The 13,077-nt window shown below is 40.0% G+C and carries 11 protein-coding genes; 10 read left to right on the top strand and 1 reads right to left on the bottom strand.

Annotated elements, in window-relative coordinates; translation table 11 throughout:
* Nucleotides 1–297 precede the first annotated feature (297 nt).
* The 10 genes from UABAM_RS23720 to UABAM_RS23675 all read left to right on the top strand — a co-directional run bounded on the left by UABAM_RS23720 (nt 298) and on the right by UABAM_RS23675 (nt 11,422).
* Nucleotides 298–708, top strand: a complete 411-nt coding sequence (locus UABAM_RS23720; RefSeq protein WP_151970481.1) for a hypothetical protein — start codon at nt 298–300, stop codon at nt 706–708.
* Nucleotides 709–944: 236 nt separating this feature from the next.
* A complete protein-coding gene (locus tag UABAM_RS23715) occupies nt 945–2,099 on the top strand; it encodes a peroxiredoxin family protein (protein WP_173013535.1) in 1,155 nt (384 codons plus the stop codon).
* A 7-nt stretch (nt 2,100–2,106) separates the two neighbouring features.
* Nucleotides 2,107–3,870: a serine/threonine-protein kinase gene (locus UABAM_RS23710; RefSeq protein ID WP_151970479.1), complete on the top strand. Its 1,764-nt coding sequence runs from the start codon at nt 2,107–2,109 to the stop codon at nt 3,868–3,870.
* On the top strand, nt 3,867–4,667 hold the full coding sequence (locus UABAM_RS23705) for a cysteine peptidase family C39 domain-containing protein (protein WP_151970478.1): 801 nt from the start codon (nt 3,867–3,869) through the stop codon (nt 4,665–4,667). Before UABAM_RS23710 ends, UABAM_RS23705 begins: the two co-directional genes overlap by 4 nt.
* 10 nt (nt 4,668–4,677) lie before the next feature.
* Complete coding sequence (locus UABAM_RS23700) at nt 4,678–5,178, top strand: phosphatidylglycerophosphatase A family protein (protein WP_151970477.1); 501 nt, start codon at nt 4,678–4,680, stop codon at nt 5,176–5,178.
* A gap of 10 nt (nt 5,179–5,188) precedes the next feature.
* Nucleotides 5,189–5,935: a Nif3-like dinuclear metal center hexameric protein gene (locus UABAM_RS23695; protein WP_173013534.1), complete on the top strand. Its 747-nt coding sequence runs from the start codon at nt 5,189–5,191 to the stop codon at nt 5,933–5,935.
* Nucleotides 5,936–5,949: 14 nt separating this feature from the next.
* Entirely contained in the window at nt 5,950–7,743 is a 1,794-nt protein-coding gene (locus UABAM_RS23690; protein WP_151970475.1) for a dynamin family protein, read from the top strand.
* 15 nt (nt 7,744–7,758) lie between these two features.
* Nucleotides 7,759–8,463: a DUF4852 domain-containing protein gene (locus tag UABAM_RS23685; protein ID WP_173013533.1), complete on the top strand. Its 705-nt coding sequence runs from the start codon at nt 7,759–7,761 to the stop codon at nt 8,461–8,463.
* Between the two features lie 2 nt (nt 8,464–8,465).
* Nucleotides 8,466–10,688, top strand: a complete 2,223-nt coding sequence (locus UABAM_RS23680) for a serine/threonine-protein kinase (RefSeq protein WP_151970473.1) — start codon at nt 8,466–8,468, stop codon at nt 10,686–10,688.
* Nucleotides 10,685–11,422, top strand: coding sequence for a sugar nucleotide-binding protein (locus UABAM_RS23675; protein ID WP_151970472.1), 738 nt, complete (start codon nt 10,685–10,687; stop codon nt 11,420–11,422). Before UABAM_RS23680 ends, UABAM_RS23675 begins: the two co-directional genes overlap by 4 nt.
* A gap of 405 nt (nt 11,423–11,827) precedes the next feature.
* On the opposite strand, the gene UABAM_RS23670 is transcribed toward UABAM_RS23675, so the two are convergent.
* Nucleotides 11,828–12,961: a hypothetical protein gene (locus UABAM_RS23670; protein ID WP_151970471.1), complete on the bottom strand. Its 1,134-nt coding sequence runs from the start codon at nt 12,959–12,961 to the stop codon at nt 11,828–11,830.
* Nucleotides 12,962–13,077 lie beyond the last annotated feature (116 nt).

The following is a 13,077-nucleotide window of genomic DNA, read 5'->3' as shown; positions in this document are numbered from 1 at the left end:
GTAGTCACTACAAATCCTTTCGATAGATTAATTTTTTGAAATCTAAACGATGATACGCCCTAAATCTTAACAAAGAATATCTCTTTTGCAAACATTATAGTTCGCAAAAATACGATCAAATAACAAAAACAATGCCAAGGTGTCAAAAATCGTAATCGTCACCATCACCGGAAATCGTCACAGTGACCCTGGCCATAGCTGTAATCGTAATCGAAAATTTTCAACGTGCCATGTATTGACCAAACGTATGTTACCTTAGAATAAACAATCGCTTCTATTTTTTTAAGGACTCCCTAAATGGAAAAATCATATGTTGCTTGGTATCGCCTACGCTCTTTTCTCGTTACGATGATGTCTTTTTTGATTTTTTCTATGTTTTTGACCACATTTCTCATTTCGCGTAGTTTTATGGCTGCGGCAGCAATAAACCACAGTGTAAAAGAAAAACCAGTATATAGCACCTCACAAATTTTACATGTAGATAGTTATTTTTTGCAAGTTTATCTAGATTTGTCCGACCAACAGATCGAAGAGTTACATTTACTGTATAACAAATATATAAATTGTATTGTCACCTATCCACAGACGAAATATTGGCATTGGCTGGATTTGATGGAAAAAATAAGATTCATACTAACGCAAGAACAGCGCGAATTATTCGAAAAAATATTAAAAAAAATTAAATACCGCGAAAAGTTTGTTTGGTAATTGTCATTGATGACATAGAGAAGATTTTGTAAAATCCACAAATACATTTTATTCTGTCTCTGGGGGGTGGACATCATACACCTTTAATATTTAGGGGAAACAAATTGTTTTACGTTAAAATATTATGCTACTTGATCATTTGCATTTTTTGCATGTCTTGTTCTACTTCTAGTTCAATGGATAATTCCAATAATCTATCACCACAAAAAAATGGAGATGTTTCACAGGATACGAAGGTGCAAAACGATGCATCACAAAACACTCAAACGAACAATCAACAAGTTGACCCTGCATCTAAAGAAAATAATGTAGACGTACAACAAAATTCTTCACAACAAACCACTGTGCAAAGCGGCAACGTTGCACAAGCGAAACCAAATACACCCCAAACATTGGACAATAATGATGATAAAGCGGCGATGATGGACAAAGTCGCTAACGCCAACGATGATAAAGCGGCGATGATGGACAAAGTCGCTAACGCCAACGATGATAAAGCGGCGATGATGGACAAAGTCGCTAACGCCAACGATGATAAAGCGGCGATGATGGACAAAGTCGCTAACGCCAACGATGATAAAGCGGCGATGATGGACAAAGTCGCTAACGCCAACGATGATAAAGCGGCGATGATGGATAAAGTCGCTAACGCCAACGATGATAAAGCGGCGATGATGGACAAAGTCGCTAACGCCAACGATGATAAAGCGGCGATGATGGACAAAGTCGCTAACAACAGCAATGATAAAGCGGCAATGATGAACAAAGTCGCTACAATGAATAAGGAAAAACGCAAATTTAACCCGCAGGCTGTTTTTCTTTCTCCTGAAGATGTAAAAGGAAAAAAGAAAAAATTTAGTAATATTTTTCAAAAACGCTTTAGTTCAGACAAGATAGTAACCGCGCGACCAAATGCACTTCTTGGCAATCGTTTACCAGTTACGCGATTTTTAGGAAGCGGTGGAGATCTCATCGATATTGCAGATTTTGCAGATAAAAAAATTGTATTGGTTATCTTGCGCGGCTTCGCCGGAGGAATATGTTTAGCGTGCTCTGCTCAAACTTTGGCATTATCCAAATCCGTAGACAAATTCAATGACAAAAATGCACAAATTATTCTTGTATACCCGGGAAAAGCAGAGTCTATTCCCGTATTTACTTCGGTATTAGAAGCGTTAGAAGAAGATTTCCAAGCCCCTTTCCCCATCGTTTTGGATGTCGAGTTAGAACTCATTAGACAACTCACCATTGAGGGAAGTTTGGCAAAACCCACCTCAATGATTGTTACACCCGACGGTAAAATAGAGTATGTTTATGTAGGGAAAAATATCACCGATCGTCCTACGGTCAAAACATTGTTGTTAGAACTTGACAATTTGTCTCAAAGATAGGATCACAATGGATAATCATGGCAAAGAAGAAACAAAAATTAGCTCTTTTGCACGACAAAAAACAGTACAAACACCCCATAACGGTAAAGTAGTCAGTTCCAGCGAGACGCAAAAGTTAAATCGCGATAGTTTTTCGATACCAGATGTTGAAATCGTCGATGTTCTCGGCGAAGGTGGCATGGGAGTGGTTTATAAAGGAAGACAAACTTATATAGACCGCGATGTCGCAATTAAAATCATGAAACCCGTCGAAGATTCTTCTTTCCAGGAACGCTTTAAGAGAGAAGCAAAAATTCTAGCTGGTTTATCTCATCCTAACATAGTCGCTTGTTATCATGCGGGTGTTACCAATGGACATTGTTACATAGTGATGGAGTTTATTAAAGGAATCGACCTACATCAATACATAAAGCAACATGGCGCTCTTTCCGAACAGCAAGCACTTTATGTGATCAAGTCTTTGGCCAATGCTCTCGAATACGCACAAGAGCAGGGCATTATGCATCGCGACATAAAATGCGAAAATGTTCTTTTGGAAAAGATTACCGGCGAAGATAGTACCGTGACGGCTTTCTCTGTTGATTTTCCTTATCGCGTTAAGTTAGTTGACTTGGGACTTGCCAAAGGTCACACACAAAACCAAAACGATGATGACAATAACATCACCCAGGAAGGTAACATCGTCGGGACACCCTCAAATATGGCCCCAGAACAATTCAATGCGGATGATGAAGTCGATTATCGCGCCGACATATACGCTCTAGGTTGTGTATTTTTCTTCATGTTAACCGCAAAGCGCGCCTTTCCCGGACGCAATGTTCTGGCCATCATCACCGAAAAAATGCAAGGGCCTATACCATCCGTCCAAAGTGTAAATAGCAAGACCTCTAAACGCAACAACGATTTTATTACCCAGCTACTTGCCTCTTCCGCCAAAGATCGTCCACAAACATATCGCGAAATTATTGAATTTTGCGAAGGAAAAAAAATCTTTAACAGCAACAAATCCAGATCACTCGTACCTTTAATTGCCTCCAGTGTAAGCGTCATTTGTATTGTCATTACCGTATTTTTCTTGATGACGGGCAACATGACAAATGACAATAATTCTAACGGTTCTACCGATCAAGTGGCGAACAATAATTCCTCCAGCAATGCGACAAACAATACACAGGGAAACAACAACACCGGCAATGTTGACAACACCGAAAATACATCGCAAACCAAACCAAAAACTAAAATAAATGAGGTGGTGTGGGACGAAAAACCATCTCCATTGTTTGTTGATAATTATCTATATCGTCTACAAGGATGGGAAAGAACAGGAAACTGGGCTCCTTCAGAAGAGAAGTTGGGAATAACCGGTATTGGCAGTGGTACAATTACCCGCGATGTTCCAAGCGGACCGTGGTTTATTAAAGGAACAATCGAATCATTATTTGCCAAAGACCGTAAATATGGCGTTGGTATTCATTGTTCTTCCGCCTCCTACTATATGATAGTACAAAACATTAGTTCGAGCTTATCCGTAGTACAATTGTACGAAAAAATCGGCGACAACAAGAAAAAGTCACTGGTTTCACAATCGTATCGTGGCGGAAAAGAATTTACCTACAAAATTATGTACGAAAACAATCGTTTGACCTTTGATTTAAATGACAAAACCTTGTATCAACAACCTTGTGATGAACCTAAGCAATTAAAACTTATCGTGACAAAAGTACAGGCGGTATATTTTTTCTTGGAAATGACAGAAGGAAGATATAAGTGAAAATAGCGATTTTCGCATTGTCTCTCATTGTGAGTATTGGACTGTATCGTTTGGGATGCTTTTTCGCCAAAAGTAACAAAAAAACCGTTGTTTGTTTGGCAATCCTCTCTCTAACAATTTGCTTTGTGCTCGAAATTCTACGTGTGTACCGCGCATGGCTTGCAGCACTTGTGCCTATTGACATTGCAGTTTACATGGAAAAAGGCGCTTTTGTTCCGTTTGCGGTGTTCTTTTTTGCCATATGTTCCAAAAGTGTGAGCAGTAAATTTACGGAAAAAGCCTTACATGGTATCTGCTTTTTGGCGATAGGGTATATGTGTGTCTACAGTAGTTGGATGATTATGCCCGTGGTAAAATGTGGTAATTTCAAAATAGTTGACTCGGTATGTATTCAGTCAACGCCAACGACGTGTGGCCCAGCATGCCTAACAACCATCGCACGATTCCATGGCCTCAAAACCACTGAGCAACAAATGGCGCATCTGTCACATACAACAAACGTATGGGGAACAACTTCGCTACGCATGCTAAAAGCTATGCGTGATTTTTTAACCCCGCAGAAGCGCTTGTTTTCCGCATCAGTTCATTATACGGACTGGGAAGGGTTGCAAAAAATATCCAAACCATGTATTGTGAATACCGAATACAGTACATACGTAAACCATGTCATGGTACTTTTTGCCATAGAAAACGGTAGAGTTGTTTTAGGAGATCCTTTAGAAGGAAGAATATATTTATCCAAAAATAGATTTATGCGAATGTGGACAACAGAGGTCATTACCTTTAATATAAAATAAGGAACAAAACATGGATTTTCTATGTAAAATAATTGCGACATTTTTCTTTCTCGGAAATAGTCCCAAAATGCCTGGAACTATGGGGACCGTGGGCGCTGCCATTGTGTACAGCATCCTACTTGTTTTCGAATGTCTCAATTTTTATGTGTTACTATCATGTATGTTAGCAGCATCTATACTCAACATTCTTATCGGGAAATGGGCAGAAAATTACTACCAAACAAAGGATCCTCAAAAAGTCGTGATCGACGAAGTGGCTGGTTACTTTATGACCGTAATGTGCTTTCAACCTTCTTGGGAAGTCGCCATATTTGGTTTTATTGCTTTTCGCATTTTTGACATTTGGAAACCATACCCTGTTTGTAAGGTAGAAAAGTTCCCTCATGGATTTGGTGTTCTTGCTGACGACCTACTCGCAGGTGTTTACGCGGCAATACTGCTTTTGGCTATTGGTTATGCCTTACCTTTTATCACCACCGCGTGGTCTATTACACTATTTCAATTTGTCTAGAGGTTTTTTTATGAAATTATATAAACTGGTTGGCTACCTAAATGAATACTTAAATGTCAGGGATTTTGAAGATATATCGCAAAATGGTCTACAAGTCGACAGCGGAAATGCAGAGATAAAAAAAGTCGCCATAGCCGTAGATGCGACTTTGGACACTTTTAAGCGTGCCAAACGCGCCAATGCTCAAGTAATTATTGTACACCACGGACTATTTTGGGGAAAAAGTCTTCTCATTACCGGAGCACATCGCGACAAAATATCGTTCTTACTGAAAAATGATATTTCACTTTATGCCGTTCATTTACCCCTAGACGCCCATATTGAGCTAGGTAACAATGCGCAATTAGCAAAACTTTTAGATATTGAAATTACCGCTCCTTTTGGCCGTGGAATTGGGTATCAAGCTAAATTTGCAAAAGCCATAGACCGCGATACCTTAACAAAAAAGGTACTTAAAATTGTCAATGCTTCGAATCACCGCCTTTTGCCTTTTGGCAATAAAAAAATTCGCAAAGTAGCGCTTATGTCTGGTGTGGGTTCTTCCTTCATTTATGAAGCAGTGGTGAAAAAAGTAGATATGCTCATTACCGGCGAAGGGAATCACGTTTCGCATAATATTGCAAAAGAAGAAAAAATAAATGTGTTGTACGCTGGACACTATGCCACGGAAACATTGGGAGTTAAGGCCGTAGCACAGCACATCGAAGACAAGTTTTCCATACCTTACCATTTTATAGATATTCCGACGGGATTTTAGTAGGAAGGTTTACAATGCAAGATTCAGGTAAAATACTGGAGATGATTTTAGAGTCGCAAGAATTTTATGAATTTTACAGTGAATTTATAGCTCCATCGATCGATGATGAAAAAGACAAATCAGGGGATATGCGCGAAAATTATTTACAAAAAGTACGTTCTCCAGAATGTCGTATGGCCATTCTTGGAATCCAAGGTTCGGGAAAATCATCACTACTCAATGCACTTCTTTTCCAAGACGAAATTTTACCCGTCGCAGTGGAAGAGACAACATGTATCCCGACAATGATTCGTCGTCCATACGATGGAGAAGAAGTCGGAGCAGAAGTGCACTATTTAGACGGAAAAGTAGAAGAAGTACCTCTAAAAAGAGAATTTCTTGCAAAAATAGTCGACAACAAATACAACCCAAGCAATATTATGGGGGCTGCTTATGTATTGTGCAAAATGGAGAGTGCACTCTTAAAGGAAGGCTTTGTATTTGTCGACTTACCAGGTGTGGGAAGTCTCACTGAACAAAACGAAGAAACCACAATGAAATTCTTAAAAGACACCAACGTTGGAATTTTTTTACTGCGTACCGTTCCTCCGATTACTCAGTCAGAGGCAGGTTTTATTCGCATTGCGTGGCCGATGATCCAGGATAGCATTTTTGTACAAAATTTGTGGAAAGAAGAGAGCGACGACGAAATAAAGTCTGGGATGAAGCACAATGAGGGAGTTCTCGCGGCAATTGCCGAAGAGCGTGGTGCACAAATGCCACAAAACATATTACCGGTAAATGTGAGCATGGCACTCCGCGCTTCTATGGACGACAATGAAGAGTTATGGACAAATGCAGGTGCCAAAGAATTACGTAAAAGTATACGTCAACAAATACGAGGTGACTTTGTCAACCGTCTTCACCAGAATACCGCGGCATTTTTTACCAATCAAATTGTACGCGCCCGAAGACGTATAAAAGAAAGACTTCAGGTTTTACAAAGTGATCACGAACAAATTCTAGAAAAATTCAACGAGGAAAAAGAACGCTACAATGAACATAAGAGCGAGCTGGAAAATAAAGTCATTTCTCACTGCCAAGAATTTCGTGATCGTATTAACGACTTAAAGATAAATTGGCTTCCCGATGAGCTCAACGAAAGTGTAAAAAGAGTCATTAGTAAAATCGAAGAAACCGCCGTAGAGAATTTCAAAGAAGAAGACTTTAGACAAATGGTACGCGAAGAGTTCTCCAATGTATTTCAAGTCACATACAAAGAGTTACGCGAACAATTGTCGAAGTGCGCGAGTGATTATGTCGACAGTTTGAGTGCAACTCTACAAAACATGGCGTCTTTAGACTCTCTCTTTGGTGATGAACTGTACGCCGGAAAAAAAGAAAAAAAAGACCCTAATGCTGCTTCTGGCTGGAGCATTGCTCTAAGTGGTGGTGTCGCTCCCTTAATACTCACAGGTCCCGCAGGATGGTCAATATTAGGTGGTTCTCTTCTTGCCGGTGGTATTGTACGTTGGATTTCAGGAGCCACAGCGCGTAAAAGAATTCTTCGCGGCCTACGCAAAGCAATTAACGATAGTAAAAACAAAGTAAAAGAAGATATGCTCAACGAAATTTCCGTATTCTTTGATTCGATTGTCAGCTCTATTCAACAAACCGTACATCAAGAATTGAAGTATTATGAGAAGGAACTAGAGCGTATTGAAAATTTACTCAATGAAGAGGAAGAAAACCAGGAACAGCTCGTGATTGAATTGGAAGAAAAATTAAAAAACTCCAAAGATTTTATCGACTTTTTTGCACGGGTTTAATAAATGGAGGTAGCAATGCGGAAATGTTTATGGGTGAAAAGTGTCGTCGTTCTCACCATGCTGACCTTTTTGTATAGTGAAGAAGATTTAACGAAAAGAAAATTTACCGTGGCATTTCTATCTCTACAGAAGAGGGATGTGGCAAAAATTCAAGACGAACTATTTGAATTTTTGTCAAACAAACAATATTTGCGTTATCGATATGCCGCAAAAAAAATCTATGAGAAAAAACGTCAAAAATTTATTTCTAAATTGCAAAAGTCCATTGGCAATTGGAAAAAAACAAACTACAAAATTACTTTGACAGGTAACTTTGGCGAGTACAATTTTAAAAAACAGCGTTTCCGAATACAAAACATTATTGCGGTGGGTGGTGAACAAAAACTGAGTGCTCCGATCTTACTATACCGCAGCACCAATTCTCTAAAAATTCCCGCAATTGTATTCACCAATACAAAGAAATTTCGTTCTTTTTTTGTTCCTTTGGAAACAGCAAAACAACTCTATGATAGCCGCAAATACGAACAACCGATGAATCGCAATGTGCAAATAGATATATATGCTACACTGAACGGATTTCGCAGTGGAAAAATATCCGCTGTCGAATTTACGATTTCGCGCTTGGAAGTATTTGACGAAGAAAAAAACCTGCTTTCGATTGTGAAGCCCAAAGCGGTTGCAGATAGCAAATCGAAATCAAAGTTAAAAAAAGAAAAGTAGTCATGGCAGAAACTCTAGTCAATCAGCGATATAAAATACAAAAAGTTATTGGCAAAGGTGCTTCGGGTAACGTGCATCTAGCAATGGATGTCAAAAAAAACACCTTAGTTGCGATAAAACAGTGCTATATCGAGGACGATGAAAAAAGTATACAGCGTCTTCATAGGGAATACCAGTACATGCAACAAATACAGCACAAAAACGTCGCAAAAGCGCTCGACTTTTTTATTGTAAAAAATAACTACTGTATTGTTGTGGAATACTACGAAGGCCCGACACTAAAAAAACTCATTGTCGAAAAACCTTTTTCTTTAAGTGTGGAAGAACAGCTTGCCATTGCCATTCAAATATGCGCTGGTGTCGCAGAAATCAATCGTCATGGTGTTGTACATCGTGATTTAAAACCAGAAAATATCATTCTTACTCTACCAAACTATACTCCGAAAATCCTTGACCTTGGCATTTGCAGACAAATCAACGCCACATCCCAAGCGCTTACAAAAACAGGAGAAGTCGTGGGGACAATTCCCTATATGAGCCCCGAACAAGTCAATGGAAAACTATCACACAATACCGATGTATTTAGTCTGGCAACGATATTTTATCAATTTTTTCTTTGGCAAGCCTCTTCACCTTTTTATTCCGGTAACTACGTTGCAACGGCGACGCGCATTATTGAAGAAAAGCTACCCCCTTTGGCACGAGTTTATCCGCGACACAATGAACACATCGAAAAAATATCTCCGATTCTTGAGAAAGCGCTGTATAAAAAAAGTTATTTGCGTTTGTCATCCGCTCAAAAATTTCTCCATTGCCTAAAAAACGGAACTCCACCGACCAGTGCACTACGCTTTTTCAAGTACATTGCACTAGTGCTCGCCATTTTTCTCGTTATGTATAACATTGACAAACGTCAGGCAGATGGTAATGAAGATCGCATTACCAAATCCATGAACAAAATTGTATATTTCATTGGTGCAGACCAACACGAGGAAGTCATCATCGAGGCCAATAAGATTCTCACCATAGACAATACATTCGTCTCAGCATACTCCCATCGAGGTTTTGCTTACCTGGAAATGCACAAAAATGATTTGGCGCAACGCGATTTTGAAAAAGTTTTACAACTTGAACCGCAACATTTCGTTGCGCACTGCAATTTGGCCATTATTTATTTCCGCAGAAAAGAGTTTACTCTTGCCGAGAAAAAATTCAACGAAGCACTCAACATAAACCCTCAGTACTCTCCTGCCTACATAAATAGAAGTCTCATGTACGCACAGCAACAACGTTTTACCGAATCACTGCGTGATTTAAACACACTCCTAATGATCGACAAAAATAATGCCATGGCCTACACAAATCGTGGTTGCGCATACGCGCAATTGCAAAAGTACCGTTTGGCCTTGCAAGATTTTAACAAAGCAATCCTCGTCAACCCCAAATATAGTGACGCTTATAAAAATCGCGCCAATCTTTATGTAAAAATCCAGAAGTTCGATTTAGCAACTAAAGACTATACGACAGCCATCAAAATAGATTCGCAAAACGTCGACGTTTATCTCAACCGTGCCAAGGCGTATCTCATACAGAAAAAATATACACGTGCCAACAAGGACATCAATCGCTATCTTTATCATGCACCGCGCAGCGCAGAAGGCTATTTTTTAAAAGCGCGACTGTATAGAATTCAAGACAAATTCTCCGTAGCTGAACAACATTATACGCAAGCAATCGAGATAGACAAAAACTATGCGGACGCTTATGTCGAAAGGGGCTCTGTTCGCGCTGCACAACAAAAATACGCTTTAGCAGAGCAAGATTTTGCCACGGCGCTATCGCGAAAACCACAATTTTTTTTCGCATATATGAACAGAGGTAATTTGTATTTGGCGCAAGAGAAGTATTTGCAAGCCGAAAAAGACTTTGCAAACGCAAAAGCTATTCGACCACAAAATCCGCATCCATATATACAATTGGCGGATATGTACATGGCGACAAAACACTACAAAAAAGCATTACAAAATTATGAATTGGCAATAAAAATGAATCCGAAAATGCTCTATGCTCATGCGCGGCTTGGCTCGTGTTATTTCCAACAGCAAAAGTATTTATTGGCCATTCGTTCGTGGGAAGAATCGATAAAACTCGGTGCGAAGTCTTCTGAGATATCTCCCTTTATCAAAGAAGCCCAAAAACGATTACAGCAGAAAGAAAAAAAATGAAAGCAATCGTAACTGGTTTAAATGGAACACTAGCTCCCGTCCTGGCGGCTTGTTTACAGCAACACAATTTCGAAATCATCCCCTGGGACCGTTCACAAATTTCTCCCGATAATAGGCAACAGTGTCTGGCATATTTACAAGAACAGCGACCCGACTGGATCTGCCATTTGGCAATGGGAAGTGAAGATTGGGCACAACTTTTGGCGGAATATAGTTCAAAAAACAATTGTGGATTTTTATTTACCAGCACTGCAATGGTCTTCGATGCCGAACCCGATGGTCCGCATCATCCTACAGATTTTAGAAACTCTCGCGATGACTATGGAAAATACAAAGTACGTTGCGAGGATGCGATTGCTAAAGTAGCAGAACACGCAATCATTGCACGCATCGGTTGGCAAATAGGTGAGAAACGCGGCGGAAATAACATGTTAGAAGCGTTGTATGGTATGTCGGAAAACGGAAAAGTACGCGCTAGTAAGGAGTGGTATCCCGCCACTTCTTTTATGACAGATACTTGTGATGCGCTATGGCATTTAATGCAACAGCGCACTCCCGGAACCTATCATATAGACAGTAATAGCAAATGCAAATGGAACTTTTTTGAAATCGTGTGTAAGTTGCGCGATATGCACAATACCAATTGGGAAGTAGAAGAGAGTGACGATTACAAACACGACCAGCGTTTGGTTGATGAACGCGTAACGGTCGCTTGTTTGTCGGAGAGGTTGTAGTTGTTAGTGGTTGGTGGTTGGTGATTGATTTAAGAAAAGAAATTCGTCTTCACATTGGTGCCCTCACCATCGCTTTGTTGCTTTCAGCGCAGCTGAAAGCAACAAGACTCATGCCTCTCCCACGGGAGAGGCGTAACACGTCTTAATTGATCTTATTGTTTTATTTTGGGCCACTATACACACACCGCAGTTGTATAAAGAAAGCGATAACGTTTGTTCCGCAACTCAAGCGAATTTTGTTTTTACCAAAAGAGAAGCATTACACCTCTCCCTGTGGGAGAGGTATGAGAATAGCAGCTTGCAGCATAGCTGCAACTGCTTATTCGATGGTGAGGGCATCGCACACCAAATGAATAACGATACATAACACGTCTTAATACCATCAAAAAGCAACTTCAAAAATTCCTACCACTTCCACTCGTCATTTTGGCCGGTAAGCATTTTTAAACGCATTTCAATGATGCGATCGCGATTTTGGTTGCGTTTTCTCAATATATTGCGCATGCGTTCCACATTGCGTTGCATTTCTTCTAATTCACGTGCACGCTTTTGTTCACGTACTTCGAAAAGCTCGTTTAAAACGCCGCGTAGTGCATCGATCGTGCGTTCGCGTTCTTCACCTCGCAGGTGAGAAATTTCATTTGCCAATTGGCGTGACTCTCTTTCAAGTCTCTCTTCGCGTTCATTATTTCTTCGTTGTTGTGAAAAGTCACGATTGCCAAATTCATTGCGATTGTGTCGATCGTGATTGCGATGATTGCCAAATCTGCGTTGATCACCAAATCTACGATTATCAAAGTTGCGATCGTTGCCTCTGCGGTCTTCGCCGAAACCACGACGGTTGTCTCCACCAAAACCACGATTTTCGCCAAACCTGCGACGGCGTTCTTCAAATCTATTACGACGCTCTTCAAATCTGTTATCATTATTTTCATTATTGCCAAATCTACGGCGTTGTTCTTCAAATCTACGGCGACGATCTTCCGCAAAATTACGCTCTTTGTTTCTAGGGTTTTTATTTTGCTTTTTCATTTTTTTGATTTTTTGTTGTGTTTCTTTTAATTCTTGTGCCAGCGAATTGACATAGAGTTGCATGTATTCACGTTCTTCGCCGCTGCTGTTTTTCAAATCGTTTTTTGCTTCTTTTAGCTCTTGTTTTGTGCGTTGTAGATTTTTTTGTAGACTTTCGATAGTCTCTGGTTGAGGTTTTTCCTTCAGTGCACTGCGATCATCCATATCTTCCATTTGTGGTTCTTCGCTGTCGCCCATTTGCGGCTCGTCGTCTCCCATTTGTGGTTCACTGTTACCCATTTGCGGCTCATCATCTTCTTCTCCACTCATGGCAGCTTCTAATTCTTCGGCTTGTTGTGTGAGTTCCACAATGCGTTTGCGTAACTGCGGATTAAATCCATTTTCCTCGGCTTGTTTCTTCAACTCGAAAAGCTGTACATAAATATTGCGTAGTTTTGCTTCTAAATTTGCCTCTTGAGCAAACAATAAGGACGAAATAATTAGTGCTATGCAAATCAACTTTTTCATATAAAACTCCTATCACAATACATTGTGCTGGTAAATGTTCCGGCCTCAAACCTGCTCTCAGAATCAAAAACAGGTTTGAGGCGAAGAATGTCTTTCATTGTGAACAAGCACAACTA

The sequence above is a fragment of the Candidatus Uabimicrobium amorphum genome, from assembly GCF_009002475.1.
Lineage (GTDB): Bacteria > Planctomycetota > Uabimicrobiia > Uabimicrobiales > Uabimicrobiaceae > Uabimicrobium > Uabimicrobium amorphum.
Note: the sequence above shows the minus strand (reverse complement) of the source record. Positions and strands in the feature narration are given on the sequence as shown.